Raw genomic sequence first — 24,185 nt, forward strand, 5'->3', positions numbered from 1 at the left:
CGTGGAATCAAATTGTGTACAATTCTGCACTTGAAAAAGGCAAGTCAGATTCGATGAACGTATATCAAAGCGAAGCAAGGATTCAAAGAAGAACCATTCTCACGGTATTGGCGATCATACCAATCTTAATCATTGGCACGTTTGTTTACGAAGCGCAAAAGATGCAGAGTGAAATTCATCGTGTCGTTTGGATGAGAGCAAAGATCGCGCAGGATTACATTCGCAGGGTAAGCAATCAAACCAGAGCCTTGGGTTTATCCATCAGCGACTCGATGGTTTATTACGAGGATTCCGTTCCGAGCTCGAAAGTTTTACGGAAGTTTAGGAATTATTCAAGCCTGAAATTGTTCGGGATTACCAATCAGAATCCCAGAAAAAAGGAATTTTCTCCCGCGGAATCTTCCACACCTTCCCTCGATTCGACGCAGATCACTCCGTTTTATCTTAGAGAAGTCGAGGCCGCCTTGAGTTTGAGCGGTCAGTTTGATACACTTGTTGAAAAACAAAGCGAGGTCGTATGGGCTTATTATCTTTCCGCCCAGAAATTTTTGTATGTGGCTCCTAAGTCGAAAGTCTATCGGGACGTGTTCAACGAAGGTCTTTACAAAAGACCGTTTTGGGTCGACGCAAGTCCGGAAAAAAATCCGGATCGGAAACAGATCATTACGGAACTATACGACGATATAGGCGGGCAGGGGTTGATGATTACCGTATCGGAACCCGTTTATTATAGGGATAAGTTCATCGGGGTTGCTTCGATCGACATCGGCCTGGACGCGATGCGAAGAATTTTAGGAGTGGGTGTTTGTATCGGAGAAAGCAACCTCGTGGATGAAAATCGAAAGGTGATCGCGAAAACCCCTCCGATCGATCTAAACAATTCCACACTTCCGGTTCCGAGCGGCCCATTGGAAAGATTCTTCTTACAAGGCGGATTTTACTGGATCGTATTCGAGATCAAAAAAGACGAGATCCGTTTGGTGCATAGAATCTCCGCGATTCAATTTGTCGTTTCGATCGTAACCAATCTTCTTCCTTTTTGGGGACTTGTATGTGCGCTTGGGATCGTACTCATACTGTACATAAAGCTAAGGGCATCGATGGAACACGTTTCCAAGTTGATCCACACGGATCCGTTGACCGGAATCGCAAACCGTCGCGGATTTTTAAAACTGACGCAGAGATCCCTTGCGATCAGCAATCGTCACGGACAATCTTGGACGGTCCTGATGATCGACATCGATCATTTCAAACAAGTCAACGATCAATTCGGTCACGACGAAGGGGATAGAATTTTAGTAAAGGTCGCGCAAATACTCGGAACCTGTATCCGTCAGACAGACGCGGTATGTCGTTGGGGCGGAGAAGAATTCGCCGTATTCTTATTCGGAGCCAATCCGGAAGATTCCATCAACATTGCGGAACATCTTCGCAAGGAAGTGGAGAATAAGGTTCTCTTGGAAGACGGGAAGTCCGTCACATTGAGCATAGGAATCTCGGAAGGTCAAGGCGGGAGAAGCAGTTTAGAAGGAGCATTCACGCACGCGGACCAAGCCTTGTATCAGGCGAAAACCCTGGGGAGAAATCGAGTTTGTGTATTCGACATCGGTGAAGACATACTCACCTAATCTTTTCTATTTATAAACTGAAATCATTTAAGCTTTGTAAAAGAAAGAGTCGTATACTTGCAGATTCGATTTTAAAAAATTCTTATCGTTATGCGACGAGTATACGATCGATAAAATATGAGCAAATCATCATATCATTTGAATCTTTTGATAAGCGAAAGATCTTGTTTTTGTCAAATATAGGTTTCTTTTCTTCGTTCTTCTTCAATCCGTACATTAAAAGATCCACATTCTACGCATTTTTAGAGGATAGTTCTCATATTTTATTTTGAGAATTCATCGAAAAGAATTTCGATTTCTTTTTCAATCGAAACGTATCATCATTCATTTAGATCGTTTTTATAGATCTCGTTTCGAGGTGAATTCATTGCAGTTGAAAGCTCATATTGGCATACAAGTTGAAAACGTAAGAGTTAAAAAAAGAATCATGTTTTCTCTTTTGGGGGCGATTCTTGTTTTGATGATTTTCTTTCTTATCTATGAAAATTTGAGAATGGAAAGGGAAATCGATCGTATCGTCGGTATGAGATCTCGTATGATGAACGATTATATTCGAAGAGTCGGTTCACAAACGAGAGCGCTCGGTCTTTCGATCGCCGACTACGTGACTTTCAACGAAGATACTCCTGCGAACAAAGGTCTTTTGAAAGAACTCAAAGGTTATCCGAATCTAAATCGATTCGGCATTCCTCATATCAGTCGCGAACATATTGAAGGCGCGGATGCGGGAACTCTTACCGCCGTCGGTTCAATCTCGGAGATTAATACTTCTCTTTTGAAGGAAATCGAAGCAGCTCTGAGTTTAAGAGGTCAGTTCGAATCCTTGACCGAAAAACAAAGCGAAGTCGTCTGGGCTTACTATCTATCGAAACAAAAATTTCTGTACATCACCCCCAAGTTCAAAGACGAAAATTATTATTTCACGGAAGAACTTTACACGGGCCCGTTTTGGACTCAGGCCAACCCTGAGGCGAATCCTACCGGCAGACAAATCATCACGGATTTATACGAAGACCTTGCCGGCAAAGGATTGATGATTACCGTATCGGAACCCGTTTACGTAAAGGGAAAGTTCATCGGTGTCGCATCGATCGACATCGGTCTCGACGCGATGCGGAGAATTTTGGATAGCGGAGATTGTATCGGCGAGAGTATGCTCATCGACGAAAACGGAAAGATCGTCGCGAAATCGAGCGCTTTCAATCTGGACGACAGGCTTTCTCCGTCCGTTGCGTCCGCGGTTATGACCCCCAAGGAATCTTTTTTCATAGACCAGGGAAGTTTTTGGATCGGATTCGAGATCAAAAGCGGCGAAATCTGGCTCGTGCACGAAATTAAAATTATTGAATATGTTGTTTTTATAATAAAGAATCTTCTTCCTTTTTGGGCGCTCGTACTTACGTTTTCCATCGTTTTGATTCTTTATATCAAGCTGAGATCCTCCATGAATCAGGTTTCCACTTTGATTCATACGGATCCGTTGACCGGAATTTGGAATCGCAGAGGATTTCTAAAATTGACTCAGAAGTCGCTCGCCATCGGAAACCGACACGGAAAGGATTGGACGATCCTCATGATCGACATCGATCATTTCAAACAGGTCAACGACAAGTTCGGACACGAGACCGGCGATAAAACCTTGGTGAAGGTCGCGCAGGTTCTCAGTCATTCCATTCGTCAGAGCGACGCGGTTTGTCGATGGGGCGGGGAAGAATTCGCCGTCTTCCTATTCGGAGCAAATCAGAAGGATTCTGAAAATATCGCGGAAAATCTTCGTAAGGAAGTGGAAACCCAGGTCCATCTGGAAGACGGAAGCGCGGTTACATTGAGTATAGGAATTTCTCAGGGAAAACAAAACTTGGAAGAATCGTTTGCCGACGCGGATCAAGCCTTGTATCGAGCAAAGGGCGCCGGAAGAAATCGAGTTTGTGTTTTTGATCCGAAAGTGTTTTCCAATTCGGAATCCAAAATTTAATCATATTCAAAATATTGAATTCACTCCAACCCCGATTTATACCAAAACGGGTTCTCTTCATGTTATAACTCCGCAGAGAATTAAACTTCACTTTATCTCTTTTGTTTAAAACACCAAATTAAAAATCATTCACGTTATCCGCGCGTGTACGTTTAAAAAAGAAAGTTCTAAAATCAATGTTAGTTGATTGAAAGTTCCGCTTCGTATAAAAATGCGAAATCAGTCCCGACAATTCGTAAGGATCACGGAAGAATGATTCATAAAATTCTTCTTCGGTTTCAATGTCGGAACTATAGAGTCCTGATTGCAAAGGGAACAAAATTTAAAACATAAATCTATGAAAATGACAGAAAAACATCAGAAAGTTCAAAATTCAAATTTGAATATCAGACCCGTAATTTTGGTGGTCGATGACGAGATCGTCATTCTAGCGAGCGTTAAGTATGCGATCGAAGCCGCCTTTGGGAATCAATACGAAATCGAAGTCGCGGAAAGCGGAGAGATCGCGCTTAAAATATTAGAACATTATAAACAAGCTCAGGTCGACGTTCCTTTGGTCATCTGCGACCAACTCTTACGAGGTATCAACGGGGACGAACTTCTGGTTCAAATTCATCAAAAATATCCGCAGACGTATAAGGTTATGCTTACCGGTTACGCTTCCGCCAAAGCCTTGGGGAACGCACTCAACAACGCGAATCTGTATCGATATCTTGCCAAACCCTGGGATCGGGACGATTTGATTCTCACGATAACCGAGGCAGTAAAAGCGTATTTTCAAAACTGCAAGGTTTTGGAACTCAGCTCCAAGTTGGAAGAGACGTATCTATTCAACCGTGAAACTTTGTTTCCGAATTTCGAAAATTTAAAACGAAGAATCGATCGTAGACTGGTGGAAAACGAGTCTTCGTCTATGGCTCTTATCAGAATCGAATCTTTCGGATCGATCGCGGAAAATTTCGGAATCGAGACGTATAGGAAAATGTTAAGCGAATTCCTCTCCTTGTTGAATTCTTTCGTAGGTCATAGCGGAGAAATCTTTCATATATACGACAATATGGTCGCGGTACTTACGAAGATCGACGAGGATAAATTCTATTCTTTATTGAGCGCATTTCGGATTTTTCTACGTTCCGAATGTATCGAAGTGGACGGGATTTCCTTTCAAGTTAAGATTTCGATCGGAGTTTCATCGGATCAATCCGACGTTTACGACAAGGCGAGATTGGCTATGATGACGGCTGGAAACGATTCGTCCGCGGAATACATTTCCTATTCGGAAACGACCAATAAGGTGGATCGGATCTACGCGAATCTGAAGTTGGGAAAAAAATTCAACGAGGCTCTTACCGCCGGGAACGTCATTCCTTACTTCCAGGGAATCTACGACAACAAACTTAAGAAAATTACGAAATACGAATGTTTGGCGAGAATCATGGAAGGGACTCAGATCTACAACCCCGGGATTTTTATCCCGATCGCAAAGTCGACCGGGTTGATTCGCCTTCTTACTCCCTTGATGGTCGAAAAAACGTTTCGTTATTTTTCCAAACATCCGGATTATTCTTTCTCCATCAATATCACCGAATCGGATCTGGAAAAAAAGGGTTTTCCGCTTTGGGTGATGAATCGACTTCTTCATTACGGAATTTCTTCCGATCGGGTGATCTTCGAGATACTGGAGAATGATCGTTGGAACGGTGCTTCCAATTCCACTCGATCCCTTCAGGAATTGAAGGAAATCGGTTGTAAGATCGCGATCGACGACTTCGGAGTGGAGCAGTCCAACTTCGAAAGGTTGATCGAAATTCAACCGAACTTTATCAAAATCGACGGAAAGTTCATTCAAGGAATTCATGAAAATCGAACCTCGTATCGATTGGCTTCCGCGATTACGGAAATGGCCCATGCACTCGGCGCGCAAGTGGTCGCGGAATTCGTATCGAACGAGGAAGAATTAGCCGCTGTGATGTCGCTTAACATCGACTATTCACAGGGTTATTATTTGATGGAGCCTGCGGAAGAGATCGCATTTGCCGATTCTATTCTGGATCTTGTATGAATCTTTCCCTCAGGCTATAAGCTGAAAGGCTTTTTGCCAAGTAATTTGTTACACTTCCTATAACACAAAGAGATTCTTTTCGCTTGGGTCGAGAGGAAAGAATCGTCCATGTTTCGGGAGTTGCAATGAATCAGACCATTACGATCGGATACGAATTGAAGGAAATGCAAATCAATACGGTCCGTTATAAACTTATAGTGATAGAATTTACGGGTGTGGTGAATCACGAAACCTTGAAGGGAATCCCCGCCAAGTTGAGTTCCATTTTTCACGAGATGGAAGGAATGTTGGTCTTGGATATTCGAAGAGTCGCCAATCTCAATTCGGAATTTATACGCGCTTTTACGGGAATTCTGCATACGATTTCCGAAAAATTCAATCGGTATTTTATCATGACCGAAGATATGAAAGTCTACAATTGGGTTATGAACTACAATAAGCTCAAGGAAGTCGATCCGGTATTGGGTTTTGACGATCTTAGAAGAGCTCTGGAGTTGGATTCTTTGATTCAAGAATTCGGTCTTTGATTCTTTTGAAATTCAAAAAAGAATTCTATTTTATTTTATTCATCTTATATATTGAAGAGATAACTTCTTTGATATAAGTTATTATGATCAGTGTAGAAGGGAACTCACTCTATTGCACTCATCTATCTGGTTCTGTTCGAAATAACGAGCCAGATAGATAATTTTAGAATCTCTTTTCATCCGCGCCTCTGTCCATCTTTCTGTTTCTTATTTCAAATCAACAAAGTCTCACTTTCCGGTGTTTTCGTTTCGCAGAGCTTATCGTATTTTTTCTACGCGCTTGGATCGCATTGATACGGATTCTGTGTCTTTCACTCACCGGATACTTTCAAAACATTCTTCTTTTATGATTCACTTTGTCGTTTAACAAAAGAAAAATTGAATGATCATTTCACAGATAGTTTCCCGTCTTGATTTGTAAAAAGAATAGAATATAGATTCAGAAATTATTTATTTTGCGAAGTCGATTTTCGGATCCGAATTCCGATTCAAACGCGTTCTTACGTTCTTGAATTCAGTTTATAATTAGGGGAGATCCAAAAAGAAAATTCTAATATACTCATAAACATAGACGTTTCGCTTTAAGCGAATAACGAACAGTCGATTAAGCTCCTATATCTCCATAAACAAAGCACTGAATCTATTTGGCTAGTTTGCATTCATTAGCCAGGTAGATTTTTTTTTGTCTTCAAGGCTTTGAATTGTCGAAGAAAAATCCGTTGAGTCGTTTGTAAGATCGTCGAAGTTTAGAATTTGGAATAAGAGAAGGGAAGAATCCGGATCCGATTCGAAATCGGGGATCTTCTTTTTGGTTTCGAGTAAATTCGATTTCCCGTTTTCGATTCCTTGTAAGAATAGATTAAAGACCGTTTCGAACGCGGTTGAAACCGAAAACGTGGATTCGATCAGATATGTCGGATTAATAATTCCGTCCAAGGCCGCGATCAGCACGTCGATCGTCAGTTCCGCGTCGATTTCCTTTCTAAATTCTCCCGTAGCCTGGCCCTCTTTGACCACATCGGCCAATCGTCCGATTCTATGTCTTCGATACGCGCTCATCGTAGCGTAGAGATCGGGGCGCACGTTTTGGATGTCTTTTGCAAACGTCTTTCCCATCTTTGCGCCCAGCTCGGAAATGATCAGTAGAATTTCGCGTAGTTTCTGGCTCGGGCTTTTGGAGGGGTCTTTGATGATCGCTTCGTGTTGTTTTGTCACTTTTTCGCGTAAGAAGGCGAATACGGCGTCTATCAGCTTGTCTTTCGCGTCGTAATAACGGTATAGGGTTCGTTTGCTGATCCCTATGTTCTTGGCGATTTCATCCGTGTTCGTTTTAGAAAAACCGGATGAAAGAAACAAGTGTAACGTTTTTTCAAGAATTCTTTCGATCATATTCAGAGGATTTCGCACGTCCTCTCCTAAGATTGGACGTCGAATCTAAACAATTCTCCGGTATTTACCGCGAATCTTAAACAGAGTTTTTGCAAAGGACTAATTATAGAAGCGCTTTTTTTCTAAGTCCTTTCGGGGAATTCCCGGTCCATTTTTTACAAGCTCTGTGAAAGGATGTGTAAGAATTGAATCCGCACTCGAACGCGATATCCAACAAATTCATATTTTGTTTTTCAACGAGTAGCCTGTGTGCGTCGTTCATCCTGTTTCGGTTGATGAAGTCTGAAAACCCGGTGTTCATGTGATTGTTTAGATAAAAAGAAGCCTGATGTAAGCTGATTCCTAAATACGCGGAGAGATCGATCAATCGAATGCTGTCGTCCGCATATAATTTTTCGCGAATAAATCCCTCGATTCTTTCTTCCGCGCGTTTTAAGTCGTCTTCCTTTAGAAGATTTTTTTCCTCGAAGCGAGACTCGTTCGTTTCGATATCCGCTTGATTCTCAAATCCCGGCTTGATTTGTGTTCTCGAACTTTGATCCGGTTGAACCGATTCGATTACGTTTTCGATTTTCATTCTTCTTTTGATCAGATAAAGAACGAATATGAAAAATATATAAGTATAGTATGAAATACTGTTCCAATAGGAATTGTAAAAAGTGATTCCCAGGAGATCGCCCACGATCGCGATTTCGACTCCGATCAGGATCGGCAAAAGATAATAGTATTCCTTTTTGAGCTTACGAAAACGGATCAAATAACCGGTTTCCAAGGCGGTAAATCCGCAGATTCCGAAACACAACAATTCTCCCGTAATGACCATTTGAATGGAACTTTCGAAATACATTAAAAAAGCGAAGGAGATTCCGATCGATAGGGCCGCGTTCCTTAGGATGGATCTGCAACTTACCGGGAGGCCGAGAATCGTGTGGACTACGAGTCTGAGTAAAAGACAGGAATATACCGCGGACGCGGAAATCAGAGAGAGTAGTTTCAGTTTGGATAAGTCTCCGAAACCTGTGATTTCGGGAACCGTAATATTCCAAATCGCTAAATATAAACCGAAGAATAGAACGAATGCGGAAAAGAGATTTCTTTCGATCAGTTTTTGTATCTTTGATTTATAGAAGGCTCTGTCTTCGAAATTCGATCGGATTTTTGAAACGTCTAAGCGGACTAAAAAATTTTGAATGAGTGTATTCATAAACGACTAGCTCTCTAATTTTGTTTGGTTCGAATTTTATATTTTCAATTCGGGAACCTCCGATTCGGTTCCGTTCGTTTTTTATATTGTTTTTCTTTTTCATTTGAATGAGAGCGGTTTCAAATTGCCTTTTCGAACTTTGTGAAAAGTGAAATATATAATTTGCAAATCGATTTAGAAATGTAAGATCCCGATTCATTGGCCCGATGATTTGCATAATATCGGTTTTGCTAATGCGACATGATAACATTTGAATATAATCGATTCTCTATAACTTGAATCAACGGCTTAGGTCGTTTTGTTCGGTAAGCGATCCTTATGGAGTGACTCTATTAGCCATGTCCCGTAAAGGTGTGTTTAAGTAAACTAAAAAATTGACAAATAGTTTACTTCATGCCAGAACGGCATTTTTATCGAATGATCTTTACGTTTTTTAATGCGACTTGCGGTGAGTAGGACTGAATTTGGTCGGACGTTATTCGAGTTCGGGTTAAATCGGAGCAAATTTTAGTTCCGTTTAAAATTCTTCTAAAACGACAACCGTTCTAAATTCTTTCTCACTTCAAGGAGGAGATGTAACACAACGAACGAACAGAACATACGTTTTTCCATTGGTTCCCGCCGTAAATCCGGACTGAAAGTTGATCGACCAAGCTTGAGAGGTCGCGAGTAAATATGTGGTAGAACTCCAATAGTATTGTGTTGCCGTCGCGGGGAAGGTGATGCTGTCGATTACCGGTGAAAGCCCGGCGTGTTTTACGATACTTCGGAGTTCGGTGATGTTCGGCAATCTCCAGACTTTTCCCGCCAAAGAAAGGTTGTTGCAGTAGTTGAGTGCGTCGTTCCAGTTTAATTGTGTGGTCCCGCCGATTTCACAATTGTTTCCCGAAAGGTTATTCGTACATTTTTGCCAGATGAGCGCATTTCCTATGTCGGTTACAGTTCCGTCTCCGTTGTCCACATAAGGCGCCGCAGATACGGAAACCGTAAGTCCAAAAAAGAATATTATAAAATTATAAAATATAAAAGAACCGAAATTCTTTCGTTTATTTTGAGTTTGGATCGGGATCATAGCGTCTCCTTTCTTTTAAGGTCCCGTAGAAACACAACGAGCGACTGAGCCCGCAGGTGCGTTGTCGGTCCAAGTTGTTCCACCGTCGGAAAAGTATAAAACCAAGGACTTAGTCGTATCCGGCAGATAAAGGGTAGAACTCCAATAGTAATAACCTCCCGAGGTTCCCGGGAACGCGGTGGTAAATGTTCTCGGGGAAGCTCCTACGTTGAAGTCGACTAAGGTTTCGATTTCGGAAATTGTGGGCAATCTCCAGGTGGTTCGATTCGCGTAACCGGCTCCTGAATTGAGTGCGTTCAACGCAATGCACGCGTTAGTTGCACCCGTTAGATTGTAATAAGCGGTTGTCCCGCCGGAGCAGTCTGCATTGGTTTTGTTGAAGTGGCAAGTCGTCCAAATCAAACCTGTGTTGTTATCGGTGACGATATACTCGTTTCCATTTACGGTTTGGTTTGTGAAACTTGCGTTCACTCCTTTTTGGAGTTTCCCGTCTTGTCCGTTCGAAGTGGCGGCCGCGCAGGTTGCGTCCAAGGTTCCTGCGGTGTTCCAACAAGTGTTCTGCATCGTTTTGATCGGAGCGTTTCCGTATATGAGAATGTTGATCGAAGCGTTTGTACTTCCCGAAGAATTACTCGCAGTGATCGTATAATTCGTTCCGGTTTGAAAGCTCGTAGGCGTTCCGGAAATCGCGCAGGTCGTCGAGTTGATCGAAAGTCCGTTGGGAAGAGTGGAGCCAGATGTACAGCTCGTTACCGTTCCGGTGACGGTCGGCGAAATCGAAGTGTTCACTCCCTTGTAAAAAGTCAAGTTCGTCGGTGTATAAGTAAGTCCAGAAGGCGCCGCCGCATTGACCGCAAGTGAAATCGTATCCGTAGTACTGCCATACGCATTACTCGCAGTGATCGTATAATTCGTGGCCGTTTGCGTTACGGTCGGTGTTCCCGAAATCACACAGGTGGTTGCATTGATCGCGAGCCCGGTAGGAAGAGCGGTGCCGGAGGTGCAACTCGTGACGGTTCCTGTTACCGTAGGAGTTAAAGTGACGGTGGAATTCTCGGTAAGAACGAAAGGTCCGCCCGTATAACTCAACGCAGACGGAGGAGCAAGGTTTACGGTAATCTTTATCTGGAACGTTGTGTTTCCATAGGCGTTGCTCGCCGTAATCGTATAATCCGTCGCTGTTTGAAGCGTGTTCGGCGTGCCCGTGATTTGACAAACCGAATCCAAAGCAAGGCCCGCGGGTAAAGTAATGTCCGAATTACAAGCGGTAACCGTTCCCGTGTAAGTAGGAGTGATCGTGCCGATCGTTGCATTTTGAGTAAAAACGAAAGGGGTTCCCGCGTAGTTCAAAGCCGTAGGAGGTGCGGCGTTGACTGTGATCGAAATCGTCGTATTCGCGCTTCCAAACGGATTGGTTGCGGTGATGACGTAGTTTGCGGCGGTCTGAATGAGCGATGGAGTTCCATAAAGAGAACAATCGGAACCACCCAAAGAAAGTCCCGTCGGCAATGGGACGTTGGAACTACAACTTGTAATCGTTCCCGTATAAGTCGGATTGATCGTAGTAAGAGCCGAGTTCACAGTAAATGTAAAAGGACCGGTTGCAAAGTTTAGGCCCGCCGGCGGATTCATATTCACCGTGATCAGAATCGTACTGACCTTGTTTTCCGATGCGTTGGAAGCTGTAATCGTATAACTCGTTGCGGGTTGATTTACCGTGGGTGTTCCCGAAATCACACAGGAATTGGAATCCAGCGAAAGTCCGGTAGGAAGAGAGGGGCTGGATATACAATCGTTGATGGAGCCGCTTGTTGTTGGTTGAATCGTCGCGATCGGAACGTCCTTGGTGAGAACAAAAGGACTTGTAGTGTAATTGAGAAAAAGCGGTGCATTGGAGGATTGAAAGAGATTCATCGGACCGAAGATTCCCTTAAAGCTCCAAGAATGATTTCCGTTTCCGACACAACTGACAAAACAAAGAAAAATTAAAGAATGAAGAATGGAAAAGAACGTTTTACGGAATGTTCGGGAATTCGATTTTGAAAATAGAACGACTTCAATCGATTCTTTCGATTTGTTGAGTCGATATTTTTCTTTTTTCATAAAATCCCTCACGTGCTTACCTTGGAAAGATACGAACACAATCACTGAAACGAAGCAGTAAAAAGAGTAGGAATGGATTTTTGAAATACGAGGCTGAATGTTCGACAACGAATCAAAATTTAGAATTTTTCTCCGAAAAACAAAGTCATCACAATCGCTTTGACTTCCTTTTCAGTTTTCAATCGTCGTTTTTTGCATTCTAACGATGAATGGATCCAACCAAAACCTTTTTATCTGTTGGATAAACCATACAACAGAATCCAATTTAATACCGCTCGCGTTATAAGATGAAGAATTTTATTTAGCGCAACAATCCAAAGGCCCCGTTTATTTAAGAGGGGCCTTTGGTCCTTAACTCTGAGAATTGATCAACTTTCTGAATTCTCTCGGAGATTTTCCCGTAAACTTTACACAAGCTCTATGAAAGGATGAAGCCGAGTTAAAACCGCATTCCAAAGCGATTTGCAAAAGATTCATATGCGATTTGCTTCGGAGGTTTCGCTTAACGTCTTCGATTCGGTTCATGTTCAAAAAGTCCGCGAACTTCATCGACATGTGTTTGTTGAGATAATACGAGGCTTGGTGTGTGGAAAGGCCCAAATAAGAAGCGAAATCCGGCAAACGAAGCTCTTCGTCCGCATAACCCCGAACTTGTAGAAAAGAATTGATTCTTTCCTCGATCTTTTCCAGTTCCACTCCCTCCAAAATATTCCTTCCGGATTCGGTCAAACCATCGGACTCAATGAGCGCATCCACGGGAGAATCGATAAAAGCCTGGCTATCCATTAAGGTTTTCGCGGATTCTCCCCCGTAAGCCCTGCTGAAAAGAACGGGATAAAATCGCTCGATTAACGTAATGTAGGCGATCATAACGCCTGGAATCAATTCGGAAAACATAAGCATTCTCGTGGAATTCATCAATGTTCCGATCAGATCCAAAATCAGAGAAGTGGTGATCATCGCTGTGATGAACGGAAAATTGAAAAAAACTTTTTGCTCTTCCAAGGATAGAATCTCGCGAATCGACCAACCGGTTGTATAAAGAGTGATTAGGATCGCGATGGAGTCGCAAAGGCCGATGTAAATCGTTCCGGGAATGGCAAAGGCCGCGATCAATGCAATCGGAACGATCCAAAGAATTTTTTTGCAGTATTGCCAAGGATTTTGAAGACGATCCAAAATGAACATCATGCAGATCAAAACCGCGGAGGAAGCGTAAAGAACCAATCCGAAATAAACTCCTAAGAACACAGGATCCTGAGCGAGTCTTGGATCGGTTTCTTGCGGGAAGATCACTCGGTTGTTTGCCATCAGAAAAACGCTGACGCTGAGGAGAATGGTTCCATAAGATTTACTGAATTCGTCCCGTTTCCCCGAGTAAAGTTTGGCGATCGCCATTACGATTCCTGTTCCAACCCCGGCGGCGTGCGCATAGAATAAATTTGTTTCCGAGAAGAACGTATGAAATAGGGTATCAGCGAGTAGACTTGAATTGAACATTCGAATTATTTCCTTCCATGAGAGGAGTTTGATAAACTTTGAATCCGCGTTTATGGAATTTCTGCGAAAATAAGATTTCAAACATTGCTTTATTTCCGTTCATTTTATTATAACCTCCAAGTTCTAGAGAGGTCTTCGGCAAATATAATTTAAAAAACGGAAAATTATAAATATCATGAATTTTATATATTCTATTTTAGAATTAAATTTAATCTGAAATCGATTCTTCGATAAACGGTCCCTATGCGATCGATTTTCAAGATTACAAAGGAAGAATGGACGGAGTTGGAATCCTCCGTCATGGATGAAGATCATCAGATTTTTTTGTTTAGAGGAGGTTCAGCTTCTAAATTGAATGTCCGCCGTAGCAGAGGACTGAAAGTGAATCACCTTCGGTTGTGTTTCCCTAAATTGTTTCGGAGACATTCCGGTCTCCTTTAGAAAAGCCTTATAAAAGGAAGAATTCGAATTGAAACCCACGGCAATTCCCACCGAAACCACGGAACGAGAAGGATCGTTGAGAAGCATGGACTTAGCTTCTTCGACTCGAAACCGGTTGATGTAATTGTTGAAGTTACTTCCTAAGTGATTGTTCAGAAAGAAAGAAAGCTGATGTACGGAAATTCCAAGCTCTTCGGAGACATCGGGGAGGCGGATGTCCTCGTCTAAATAAATTCTTTCTTCCTTGATGATGCGGGCTAATTTCTCTTTCAACGCGTTTATGTCTACGTCGTGTAAAAGGGATCGTTTTACTAGATTCTTACTCGGTTCCAGTGAAAGAAAATCAAGTAGATTGGGGTAAATCAAAGTAAGAAAATAATAGAAAACCACCGCAAACGAAGTGTGAACGCTGGACAATAAGATCAGAGATTTGCTCTGAAGCACGATTCCGAGGATTTCCAAGGGAATACACAGGGAAATCAAAATCACCAACGTAAGAACCGTTCGAAAGCTCATCATGGAAGATTCGTATTTTTTATCGATAAACACGTTCGCCACCGCGATCACAAAATACACGAAAACATACAAATCGGCCGCAAATAGGAAGAATTCCAGTTCTTTGCCGCCTTGTTGTTCGTAGAAAGTTGCGATCGGTAACGCGAGAATGAACGGTCCCAAAAGATTCCAATAGAAGATCAAAGGAAGTTCCGAATACTTCTTAAAAATCATCGTTGAAATCAAAAACACAAGGGTTCCGCTCGCGGCTAACGCTACGATATCGACTAAAAATAGGAATTTTCGAATCCAAGGTTGTGTGAATAAACTCAAACTGGATTCATCAACAAACTGAAAGATCGCGGTTAATACTAAAACCAGCGACACCAGATAGTCGATTTGTCTTTTTGCGCGTATCCAACTTCCAATTCCTAGGACTAAAGAAAAGCCCGCTCCAAATCTTATTAAGCTCAATAAGATTTCTTCATTAAACATTGAATCTAAAATATTCACCATAATCCATTCTTCACTTTTGGTTTTCTTGTTTATTTGTTTCGAAAACTAAAGCTCATCTCTAATTAATAGTATAGTGAACTCACCATATTCCAATCAATATATTCATTTTTAAACTGAATTCAATTTGGTCTATTCAAATTCAGAACAAATGAATCATTCTATATGCGAGAGTGAAATTGACATCTAGATTGTAAAAGAAATTTTGAATATTCTTGATTACTTTTATTCCGTTTAATAACAAATCAATTAAACAACACTTCGGGAGATAAATAGTTTCTTTTGTATGTAAAATATTTGCATGCGTAGCATTCCTATACCGCTTAATTATCCGATTTATAATATAAAATCAATATATTGTAAAAACAAATAATTTATTTTTAAATTGATGTTCAAAAATAAAAACAATCTAAGAATTATGAGTTCTCATGCGCATGAAATTTATTTTAGAATTTCTTAAAATGTTAAACGAACTTGGAAATAGGCTCCAATCTTCCGACGAAGAATGGTGAGAAGCTGTATCTAACGTTCTATTGTTAAATGAATTGCAAAAAAATAATTTTTGTCCTTTTTCAAAAACTCTATAGCTGAATACGCAGAATCATGTCGAATTAAAGAATCTGCTTATTTCAGGTTATATTTTGCTAAGAAGACAGGCCTTGGTTTTTGAAACGGTCTAAAAACGATTCCAGAATAGAACCTGTTTGAGAGATAGAAATGAAAGAATGAGTCCCGCTTTTGAAATCTGAAGAGCAAAAGCAGGGGAGAAAAAACAAAGTCGGTCTTTATTTTGTACGTTCTATAAAATTAAAAAGACATGGATGGAAGCGCTTCGATTCCGTTTTTATTTTTATGAATGCTGTTGTGAGGCTTAGGCGCGCTTCGGGCTCGATGTCTTCGCCGAGGAATAGAAACTGAGCCGAGTTTTATATTTAAGAGAAATCCATCTAAAGATGGATGCCTTTCCAATATGAGTAAGTAATACTCATTTGTAATTTTGTTTTGGTGAGCGGTGCTTTATATTGAAGAAAAAATTGATAAAACATGGATTCAAAAGTCCTTTGTTTTGAGGCCCTTGATTCTTTCTTTTCATTCTTCTTTATGCAAAAAGTTGAAATAATGAATCGTAAGTATTATAAGCTGAAAAATTTACCTAAAATTCTTTTGAAATTTAGGTTATAAGATGAAAAGAAACTATCGACTTCTAATATATAATGATCTCATGATCTCCGAATACAGCGATCTTTATATAGAGAACAAGTCACATCCGACCGACGTGTTCAGCTACTCGCTGTACGATTTCGACGGAAAACAACTCTATTCGGAACCGCATTACAATTCTTTGTTGGATTCGGATCCTAAGCTCAAGAAGGCAGTCGAAAGATTTATCGATTACGGCAACATTCATTCCAATATCTCCGCTTTTCGAAAGTTCAAAAACGATAGAAACATTCAATTGATGGTCCGATCTAAAAATGATCTGATTTATAAGGTCAACTTTGAGATCAACTTGAAGGGCGGGTATGTACTCGCGCATATCGAATCTACTGCACGGAATCTTTCCAATACGGAAAAGAATCGAATTCAGAGATTTCGTTCGATAAAGCACGATTTAGTGCGCACTCTCAAGCTTGAAAAAACGTATTTTTATCTCGTAAACATCGAAATCTACAATCATCCCGCTCTTCACAAATACGAAACTCAGATCTACGAGGCCGTATTTTTGGATCTACATACCGAATTCTTAACGATTACAAACAGTCAGAACGTGGGTCTTCGCATTTCCACAAACCAGATCTTTTTCGCGTATCAGATCAACAAACCGGACGTAGACATCAATTGGATTCCTTCGAGTTTGATTTCGTATATGAAAAATACGATCCAAATCGATAATCACGAATTTCATCTCAAACTTTCGATCGGCGGATTTCACACGGCGGAGACGACCACAAGTCCGCTTCACATTCTCAAAGGATTGCGGGCGAACTTGAAAAAAGTGATCGATTATCCTTTCAGCCGTTATGCGACACAGAACCAAAACGATTCTTCCAATTTGATCGCAACGTATTTATCCCTCAGAAATTCCGTTCATAAAAAAGAACTTCTTTTGTATTATCAGCCGATCGTTCACGCGGAAACAAAGGCGCTTCATTCTTTGGAAGCCCTTTCTCGTTGGAATCATTCCGCAAAGGGGATGATCAGTCCGGATGTTTTCATTCCATTGGCGGAAGAATCGGGTTTGATCAGTTCCATCGGAGCTTGGGTGATTCAAAACGCACTTTGGGATCTGTCTCAGATTCGTAAGAATGAATTCTTATCTTCCAATCCGTTGATCTCGATCAACGTTTCTCCCTTTCAGTTAAAAAATCCCGAATTTGCGGACAATTTGATTTCTTATTTTTCAAAGTTAAATCTGATTCCGAATTCGATCGTTCTCGAGATTACCGAAAGTCGTTACGAAGAGACGACGTTGATCATCGAACAAATGTCGATTTTAAAACGTTTCGGGTTTCAGATTGCGATCGATGACTTCGGAATCGGGAATTCGAATTTCTCGAGAATCGAAAAGATAGAATGTGATTACGTGAAGTTGGATAAAAGTTTGATCATCGGAGTCGATACGAATCAAAGTAAACGAAGCGTATTGAAGGCAATCTCTCAGGTTCTTTTGTCGCTCGGTAAAAAAACGGTCTTTGAAGGAATCGAAAATCTTGAACTTGAAAAAATCGCACTCGATTGTGGTGCGAATTTTCTACAAGGTTATCATTACGGAAAGCCCACGCAGATTACGGATCTTTCTTCCTTTCGGTTTCCGTTGACTTCTCAATAACAAACAGTTTCAATATTTCGTATGGAATCAAACTTGAATGTGATTTTGATTCTTGTCGGAACAAAAACAAATCTTTCTGTATGAATGGATTCTCCAAATTTGTAAAAACGGTTTCATCTGAGCCGTTCAAGTTATCAACGGAATATAAAAAGATAAAATTTCTTTCATTCTTTTGAATCGATCGGAATCAGTTTATGAAATTATCATAATAAAGTATTCAAATTCGAAATGTCTTTTCGAATTGATAAGTAAGAAAAACATAAAATCCTAAAGGGATGAATGAATTTTTAAACGCGGATAGGCCAATAATAAAAAAGTGTTCCTTTTATAGTATGCGGTGAACGAAGAGCATGAATTGAATAAACTATAGACATGTCCAACAGTTTACGTTCGAATCTTAGACTTCAAAAGCGATTTCGCTTTATTCCGAAGTCAATTCAAGGAAAGAATTCTTTGAGTTTTGCTGTTGCGTCTCTTGGATTGATTCTTATAAACTGCGCGCAGGCAACGCCGATTGAACTTGATTCTTCCCACAGTCAAGTCGGACTTTTGTTAAACGCTTTGATGTTACGATCACCGGCTTATACGGAAAATTCTCCGTTTTTCTCCGTAGTGGAGGGGCAGGCGATCACGATCGAAATACCGATTTCTTCCCGTTCTAATCTTAATAAAGTTAAAATATTCAAAGAATCGAATGTATTCGATACTCTTTCATTCTCCGAAGAAGCGAACGTCGTAGGATCTTCCGACAACGCAAAGGTCACCGTTCGGCTTTTCACAAACACGGATTTGAACTGTGACGACGAGAATTTGACGTTGAATCTTAAGGATGAAAACGGTTTGGTCGTCGCAAAGGTCAACGTTCGAATCTTAGATTCCGATAAATGTATGTTCTTCGCGACCGCAAACGGAGCAGGATACGATGGGAATTTAGGCGGTTTGGACGGCGCGGACAGGATTTGTCAGAATGAAAAGGGGAATTTTCTTCCCGGAGATAAAACCGAATACCGCGCGCTTTTAGGCGCACAGTATCAAAGAAAGCCGAGTTTGAACGACGATGGCGGGATGGATTGGCCCGTTCGTAAAAATTTACGTTATTACGTTCACAGCAACGATTCTTCCCATTCTCAGTATTTTTTTGGAACTTCTTTTTCCGTTCCTGCAACTTCCGCAAGTTCTTCCGGAATTTTTACGATTCCGATTTCTGAAAATTTGCCTTTGTCCGTGTCGCCGACTCCTGCTCGTATCTGGACGGGTTATTACAATTCTTTTTCGACCGGAGTGGATTGTTCGGGTTGGACTTCGAATCTAAGTTCGGCTTCGGGTTTGGTGGTGAACGTATCTTTCAACGATACGTACGACAACTGCGATGTTCGGCATTCTATCTTATGTGTTCGATTATAAAAAATTTTTTAAAGTATGAGGGTGCAAATGCAGGTTAGTAATGAGTTCGTTACATTCAATGTACAAGGAACGACTGCCAAGGTAATGTTGATTCGATTGTCCGGTGTGATCGACAATCGTTCCATCATGAACGTTCGAGATATCATTCTGTCCATCTTAGACGAGTTTTCCGGAATTTATATTTTGGATCTGAATAAGATTGAAAACGAAGAATTCATCAATCTCACGAACTTTCGAAAGATGATTTCGGATTCGATCCGGGTCAATCATAACTGTATTATATTATCTGAATGTAGGAAGTTGGAGTTGTGGATCGAAAACTATTCCGTTTTTAACGGAGTTTATTTGGCTAAGAACGAAGCCGAATTGACTCAGGTTCTGAACGATAAGATCTCAAACGATACACTTTTAGACGACGCCACCGACGAATCGGATATTCGACTTCATTTGGATTACTTGATCAAAGACGGTTATTGAAATTTTAAAAAGTCGGAATTCTTTTCGATCGAAGATCGTTTCGAGAGGGGAGAATTTCCTCTAAACCCGAATTCCTTTCGAGTCCAGAGGGATCGGTGTTTTTTAGTAGGCCATCGCCTTATCGACGGCTTCATCCAAGTCGATCGACAAGGTGATGAGTTTATCCAATCGAGTTAATTCGAAAATCTTGCTGATCGAGTTCGGAATCGAATATACGATCAAAGCCCCTTTGAGTTGTTTCATCAATTTTGCCTGAGTGCTGATCAACACCGCAAGTCCGGAAGAATCGATATGTGTAGTCGAAGAAAGATCCAATAAAAGAACCCGAGTGCCTTCGTCGATTTTCAGAGTGAAAAGATCTTTGAGTTTTTTCGAAGAGAAGATGTTCACTTCTCCGTTCGTCTTTACGATCGTAATATGCGGTTTTAACAGATGGTTTACGTGAGAATTGGATATAACCTCCACCGATAACTCGTCTTTTGAATTGTTTGTAGCTTCCATTTTTGTGCTCCTAAAAGTTAATATTTATTTTCATTTCGAATTTTTGGTCCTTCTCCACGGAATGTAAGTTCGGTGTTGCGGACGGTATTTCCTGAAAGAAATACGAAAAGGCAACCGGAAAGGTCAAAAGAACCGTGTTGAATAGATATGTGCAGGCAAGGGATATTAAGAAAAGTTGATTGAGTCTTTTGTGTTTATCGAATTCTCCGTTTGGTTGTTCCGCCCATAAAATAGAGCCGTTGCTCTGAGGAAAATAAACCGGAGTTTTCCCTGCCGCGTTTTTTGCGGCGAAAAATTCGTAAACGCTTCCCGCTATAAAAAAGCCGGTTAAACCCATCATCGCGATTCCGCTTTTGGTATATCCCTGTTTTTTGACGTAATAACCCGGAACCAAGTAGTCTACCAGGTTGATCGGTTCTTTTTCTTTGGTTGGATCTTTTTTATCCTCCGCAGTTTTGTAGAACAAAGACAGGATCTCTTCTCTTGGGATCGGTATGGGGTTTACATCCGTTTCGGTTTGAACGAAAATCGCGTTTTCGTTTACACTTTCGATGGGAGATTGAATTTCACTTTGATCCTTGGACTTGATCACGATTTGAAACCCGGTTTTGGAAAGTTGATCCAAAACTTTTGTGGAAGGGGCTTCGATCGTAATCGATTCCAAGTCCTTGAACGGAACGCGAAGATATCGGTTGTTTTCATCCACGTAAAATACGGTGCTTGCATTGAGTTTGAGAAGTTTCAAACTGCATTTCGATTCCGGTTGACCCTTGAAATGCATACAAAGATGATTTCCGGCTTCCTCGAAAAACATTTCGGCGATATCTTTTTTGAAAATTTTTATGTCTTCACCTTCGGTGGAAATAATGATATGATCGGAAGCCCCGTCGGTTTCCTTCAAATCCCCCGAAAGTTGTTCTCCGGATTTTAGAATCACACGATGTGCTTGTAGATATCCGTTTAAGAACGTAAAAAGAAGAATATAAACCAGAGTTTTTTTCATTTGGACAACTCGATCTGAATCGGAGAACTCAGGTTGATTTTCTTCTTAGATTTTTTCTCGATCAACGTAATCGACTGATCGTCTTCGAAAACCGCTTTTAAGAACGGGGTCTTCTCCTTGTTTTGAACGAATAAAAGTTTATGTGGATTTTTGATCGAATTCTTCATAAGACCGATCGAATCGATCGTGTATGTCGCAAGAGTGATCGGGAAGTGCGCGGAAAAAAGTTTCGTTTGGTCTCCGTCGATGATGATTTTGTCTCCGTAAACCGGAACCGAATCCACAACTTGAACCGCTATGTAGTTACGAGCTTCGACTTTGGCATCGTCTTCCGCTTTTTTTAAGAATGCGTCCGACTTAGTTACGATATCCTGAAGTTCTCCGCTGAGCGCCGTCTTTTTCTCGTCGATCTTACCGGTTTCATTCAGACTTCGAAAATTCTCGTCTAGGCCCGCGGGTTTTAACTTTTCGGAGGAGGCGCGAATCTCGGCGGCCTCGCTTGCGTCTCCTAACCGTTCCGCGTTCTTATCCGAGATTCTCGCGATTTCACTTCCCGCATTGTAGTAATGACCGAGCATCATCAATCTTCGATTGGCCTTGATTGCGATTTCCTTATCCGTGTCCGAAAAAGCGAGTTTTGCGTATTCGGTGATCGCCGTACTTTGGTTTCCAGTTTTTTCCAGAGAATACGCGCGGATGTATCTCATCTCTGCGGAAGTCATATTCGATTTTGCGAATTCTTCCAAAACCTTTGCGTAATTTCCTTTTGCGAAAAAGGCTTTGGCCCTGGACTCGGGGCTGTCGAAATTCTCCTCGATTTCCCGAACGCTTTGTTTCGATTTTTGAATGATTGCGATTAGAATTTCGGCGTCGTTTGCGAATACGGTTCCGGGATTATTCTCCAGAACGGATTCCAAATCCTTCAGCGCGAGATCGAATTCTCCCTGAACGGCCAAACAAAAACCTTGGTGTAAAAGGATGAATCCGCTTTCGTCCGTTCCCTTTGCAAAGATGTCTAACGTTTCTCCGTAAGCTTGATATGCGTCCTTGTAGGCCTGGTTTCTTTCCAAACTGAATGCGCGTTCGAGCGCGCGGATTTTCGTGGAACTGATTTCAAAGTCGATCGAAGGTTTGCCCGTGATCAGACGAACTCCGTTGATCAGAACGGAACCGAAAGTTTGGAGAATTCCCACGCTGAAATTTTCAAGCTGATTGCTTTCGATCAACGAGCTCTGGAGATTGTTTAGATTCATCTCCGCCTTGATATTGTCTCGGTTGGAAAGAATACTTTCGAATTTGGATCTTAGAATTTCGCTGGAGAAGGAGAAGTTAAAAAGTTTTCTCTTTTCAAGAGTTACTTTCAATTCGTAGAGTTTTGTATCGAGTACGACGAGTCCGAAAAAAACGATCAATAGGAATCCTAGAATTGCGATCAAAATACTTTTTTTCATTTTTTAGGTGATCTCTAAGATTCCGAAGGTGACATCGTCCGGAAAAATATTCGCAAAGGAATGAATTTCGTTTTTAAGTTTCTCCGTTATTTCTCCCGTGGAAAGGGTCGCGTATTTTTGAAACGCATCCATCAAACGATCGTCTCCGAATTGTTCGGTCGTTTCGTTGGTCGCGTCCAAAACGCCGTCCGTATAAACGAGGATCTTGTCGCCGGGAGAGGTTTTGATTTTTAATACGCTGTACTCGTCCGGGATTCCGATTCCCAAAACGAAACCGGTGGATTCTAAAACCACGATCTTATTCTGAGCTTTGCGATAGTAATAGATCGGGTTGTGCCCCGCACTGCAGAAATAAGCGTAACCGCCTTCCTTCTCAAAAAGAATGAAAATTCCCGTAGCGAAGAACGTTCCTTGTAAAGTTTCAAAAAGATTGTCGCTCAGTTGATTGAAGATCTGCGCCGGGTTTACGGTTTCCTTCATGATGTTTTCCACGTTGTAGTGGATGATGGAAGTGATGAGCGCCGCGGAAACTCCGTGACCGGTCGCGTCCGCTAAGAAGAATGCGGTTCTCGTGTCGTTGATTTCTATGATGTCGTAGATGTCGCCGCTGACTTCCCGCATCGGTTGATAAACGATCTCTGCTTCGATGAGATTGAACTTCTTACGTTTTTCCGGAAGAAAACATTCCTGAACGTTTTTGCCGATTTCCAATTCGGTTTGGATCTGCGTGTTCTTCAGAGTAAGCGTGTCGAATTGGGAAGAAATCTGTTCTGCCATTCCGTTGAATGTGTTGCCTAACGCGTCCAGTTCGTCGAGGGCGGAAGTGTTCCACGAAATTCTCGCGTTCAAATTGCCGGTGGCCATCGTTTCGCTGACTTCCTTTAAAAGGAAAAGACGAACGAAAATTTTGCGATATAGAAAAATTCCGAAAAGAATATGAAACGCAAATCCCCAAACGAGCATCAATCCGAGCTGAATGTAAAGCGATCTGAGTCGGTCTACCATTTCCTTCATTTTGATTTGGGAAACAAGAAACGTTTTTGGGTTTAGATAAAAAATCAGGTTCACGATAAAATGATCCGTATCGAGTTCGATATCATACGACGTGTTGAGCGCGGCTTTTGCACTTGTCATATTTTTTAATTTCGATTTGAGATCCGAAACGTTAGCCGTAACCCCGTTGGAAAGAATGGATTTTACGTTTTCCAAGGAATCGTTTTCCGCCGCGATCACCGAAAAATTGGTGAGACCGATGCTGAAAAGTTTGCTTTGAAAGTCGTTTGTTTGGGAAGAATCTTCGAAGTCGATGTTTCCAAAGGATTCCACCTTTTTAAGAATTTCCCTTGCAACTCGATCCGATTCTAATGTGAAGTTGGAAATAAGAAGATCGGTTTGATTTTCAAAAATCATGACCGCAACAAACGTAAGATTGACAACGGTTAAAATCGTATAAATGACGATAATCTGTAATCGAAGCGATTTCTTCATGGCCAAGATAGATTATCGTTCTTTAAAGACTTAAAATCATTGCATACTATAAAGTGATGCTTTTTGTTTCCGAAGCAACGATCCGAATGGGAAATCTAGTTTGTTGCAAAACTATAAAGAAA

Annotated in this window: 17 protein-coding genes; 7 read left to right on the top strand and 10 right to left on the bottom strand. The window is 41.4% G+C overall.

The genetic code is table 11. The annotated features are described in order from the left end of the window. Positions 1 to 53: 53 nt before the first annotated feature. From CH367_RS10710 to CH367_RS10725, 4 genes are all read left to right on the top strand, one after another. Positions 54 to 1,628: a sensor domain-containing diguanylate cyclase gene (locus tag CH367_RS10710; RefSeq protein WP_100762499.1), complete on the top strand. Its 1,575-nt coding sequence runs from the start codon at positions 54 to 56 to the stop codon at positions 1,626 to 1,628. A gap of 427 nt (positions 1,629 to 2,055) precedes the next feature. Continuing rightward, complete coding sequence (locus CH367_RS10715; RefSeq protein WP_100762701.1) at positions 2,056 to 3,603, top strand: sensor domain-containing diguanylate cyclase; 1,548 nt, start codon at positions 2,056 to 2,058, stop codon at positions 3,601 to 3,603. Between the two features lie 343 nt (positions 3,604 to 3,946). Then, positions 3,947 to 5,665: an EAL domain-containing protein gene (locus CH367_RS10720; protein WP_100762702.1), complete on the top strand. Its 1,719-nt coding sequence runs from the start codon at positions 3,947 to 3,949 to the stop codon at positions 5,663 to 5,665. Between the two features lie 125 nt (positions 5,666 to 5,790). Next, entirely contained in the window at positions 5,791 to 6,192 is a 402-nt protein-coding gene (locus CH367_RS10725; protein ID WP_100762500.1) for a hypothetical protein, read from the top strand. Between the two features lie 648 nt (positions 6,193 to 6,840). Here CH367_RS10725 and CH367_RS10730 read toward each other — a convergent pair. From CH367_RS10730 to CH367_RS10760, 6 genes are all read right to left on the bottom strand, one after another. Continuing rightward, positions 6,841 to 7,581 carry a TetR/AcrR family transcriptional regulator gene (locus CH367_RS10730; RefSeq protein WP_100762501.1) on the bottom strand — a complete coding sequence of 247 codons (741 nt, stop codon included), beginning with the start codon at positions 7,579 to 7,581 and terminating at the stop codon, positions 6,841 to 6,843. Between the two features lie 103 nt (positions 7,582 to 7,684). Next, complete coding sequence (locus CH367_RS10735; RefSeq protein WP_100762502.1) at positions 7,685 to 8,785, bottom strand: helix-turn-helix domain-containing protein; 1,101 nt, start codon at positions 8,783 to 8,785, stop codon at positions 7,685 to 7,687. Between the two features lie 562 nt (positions 8,786 to 9,347). Beyond that, positions 9,348 to 9,857 (bottom strand): Lcl C-terminal domain-containing protein, encoded by a 510-nt coding sequence (locus CH367_RS10740; RefSeq protein WP_100762503.1) that lies wholly within the window; start codon positions 9,855 to 9,857, stop codon positions 9,348 to 9,350. A 15-nt stretch (positions 9,858 to 9,872) separates the two neighbouring features. Next, positions 9,873 to 11,960 (bottom strand): putative Ig domain-containing protein, encoded by a 2,088-nt coding sequence (locus CH367_RS10745; protein WP_100762504.1) that lies wholly within the window; start codon positions 11,958 to 11,960, stop codon positions 9,873 to 9,875. Between the two features lie 351 nt (positions 11,961 to 12,311). Continuing rightward, entirely contained in the window at positions 12,312 to 13,460 is a 1,149-nt protein-coding gene (locus tag CH367_RS10750) for a helix-turn-helix domain-containing protein (protein ID WP_100762703.1), read from the bottom strand. A gap of 339 nt (positions 13,461 to 13,799) precedes the next feature. Continuing rightward, positions 13,800 to 14,912: an AraC family transcriptional regulator gene (locus CH367_RS10760; protein WP_100762506.1), complete on the bottom strand. Its 1,113-nt coding sequence runs from the start codon at positions 14,910 to 14,912 to the stop codon at positions 13,800 to 13,802. 1,219 nt (positions 14,913 to 16,131) lie between these two features. Between CH367_RS10760 and CH367_RS10765 the strand changes: the two genes are divergently transcribed. From CH367_RS10765 to CH367_RS10775, 3 genes are all read left to right on the top strand, one after another. Beyond that, positions 16,132 to 17,739, top strand: coding sequence for an EAL domain-containing protein (locus tag CH367_RS10765; protein ID WP_100762704.1), 1,608 nt, complete (start codon positions 16,132 to 16,134; stop codon positions 17,737 to 17,739). Between the two features lie 453 nt (positions 17,740 to 18,192). Beyond that, a complete protein-coding gene (locus tag CH367_RS10770; RefSeq protein WP_165783266.1) occupies positions 18,193 to 19,143 on the top strand; it encodes a DUF1554 domain-containing protein in 951 nt (316 codons plus the stop codon). 84 nt (positions 19,144 to 19,227) lie between these two features. Beyond that, the gene (locus CH367_RS10775) at positions 19,228 to 19,620 is read left to right on the top strand and encodes a hypothetical protein (RefSeq protein ID WP_100762508.1); all 393 of its coding nucleotides are present in this window, start codon (positions 19,228 to 19,230) and stop codon (positions 19,618 to 19,620) included. A 102-nt stretch (positions 19,621 to 19,722) separates the two neighbouring features. Here CH367_RS10775 and CH367_RS10780 read toward each other — a convergent pair whose 3' ends face one another. The 4 genes from CH367_RS10780 to CH367_RS10795 are packed head-to-tail and all read right to left on the bottom strand — an operon-like array spanning position 19,723 to position 24,063. Beyond that, the gene (locus CH367_RS10780) at positions 19,723 to 20,121 is read right to left on the bottom strand and encodes an STAS domain-containing protein (protein ID WP_100762509.1); all 399 of its coding nucleotides are present in this window, start codon (positions 20,119 to 20,121) and stop codon (positions 19,723 to 19,725) included. Positions 20,122 to 20,131: 10 nt separating this feature from the next. Beyond that, on the bottom strand, positions 20,132 to 21,124 hold the full coding sequence (locus tag CH367_RS10785; RefSeq protein WP_100762510.1) for an LB_137 family protein: 993 nt from the start codon (positions 21,122 to 21,124) through the stop codon (positions 20,132 to 20,134). Beyond that, a complete protein-coding gene (locus CH367_RS10790; protein WP_100762511.1) occupies positions 21,121 to 22,575 on the bottom strand; it encodes a tetratricopeptide repeat protein in 1,455 nt (484 codons plus the stop codon). The genes CH367_RS10785 and CH367_RS10790 overlap by 4 nt, the downstream gene beginning before the upstream one ends. A gap of 3 nt (positions 22,576 to 22,578) precedes the next feature. Further along, the gene (locus tag CH367_RS10795; RefSeq protein WP_100762512.1) at positions 22,579 to 24,063 is read right to left on the bottom strand and encodes a SpoIIE family protein phosphatase; all 1,485 of its coding nucleotides are present in this window, start codon (positions 24,061 to 24,063) and stop codon (positions 22,579 to 22,581) included. Positions 24,064 to 24,185 lie beyond the last annotated feature (122 nt).

Source organism: Leptospira barantonii, from assembly GCF_002811925.1.
GTDB lineage: Bacteria > Spirochaetota > Leptospiria > Leptospirales > Leptospiraceae > Leptospira > Leptospira barantonii.

Coding starts and splice junctions, on each gene's coding strand:
- CH367_RS10785 (WP_100762510.1), bottom strand. CDS start 21,124: ATGAAAAAAACTCTGGTTTATATTCTTCTTTTTACGTTCTTAAACGGA.
- CH367_RS10725 (WP_100762500.1), top strand. CDS start 5,791: ATGAATCAGACCATTACGATCGGATACGAATTGAAGGAAATGCAAATC.
- CH367_RS10795 (WP_100762512.1), bottom strand. CDS start 24,063: ATGAAGAAATCGCTTCGATTACAGATTATCGTCATTTATACGATTTTA.
- CH367_RS10745 (WP_100762504.1), bottom strand. CDS start 11,960: ATGAAAAAAGAAAAATATCGACTCAACAAATCGAAAGAATCGATTGAA.
- CH367_RS10790 (WP_100762511.1), bottom strand. CDS start 22,575: ATGAAAAAAAGTATTTTGATCGCAATTCTAGGATTCCTATTGATCGTT.
- CH367_RS10780 (WP_100762509.1), bottom strand. CDS start 20,121: ATGGAAGCTACAAACAATTCAAAAGACGAGTTATCGGTGGAGGTTATA.
- CH367_RS10710 (WP_100762499.1), top strand. CDS start 54: ATGAACGTATATCAAAGCGAAGCAAGGATTCAAAGAAGAACCATTCTC.
- CH367_RS10715 (WP_100762701.1), top strand. CDS start 2,056: ATGTTTTCTCTTTTGGGGGCGATTCTTGTTTTGATGATTTTCTTTCTT.
- CH367_RS10720 (WP_100762702.1), top strand. CDS start 3,947: ATGACAGAAAAACATCAGAAAGTTCAAAATTCAAATTTGAATATCAGA.
- CH367_RS10775 (WP_100762508.1), top strand. CDS start 19,228: ATGTTGATTCGATTGTCCGGTGTGATCGACAATCGTTCCATCATGAAC.
- CH367_RS10760 (WP_100762506.1), bottom strand. CDS start 14,912: ATGGTGAATATTTTAGATTCAATGTTTAATGAAGAAATCTTATTGAGC.
- CH367_RS10740 (WP_100762503.1), bottom strand. CDS start 9,857: ATGATCCCGATCCAAACTCAAAATAAACGAAAGAATTTCGGTTCTTTT.
- CH367_RS10735 (WP_100762502.1), bottom strand. CDS start 8,785: ATGAATACACTCATTCAAAATTTTTTAGTCCGCTTAGACGTTTCAAAA.
- CH367_RS10750 (WP_100762703.1), bottom strand. CDS start 13,460: ATGTTCAATTCAAGTCTACTCGCTGATACCCTATTTCATACGTTCTTC.
- CH367_RS10765 (WP_100762704.1), top strand. CDS start 16,132: ATGATCTCCGAATACAGCGATCTTTATATAGAGAACAAGTCACATCCG.
- CH367_RS10730 (WP_100762501.1), bottom strand. CDS start 7,581: ATGATCGAAAGAATTCTTGAAAAAACGTTACACTTGTTTCTTTCATCC.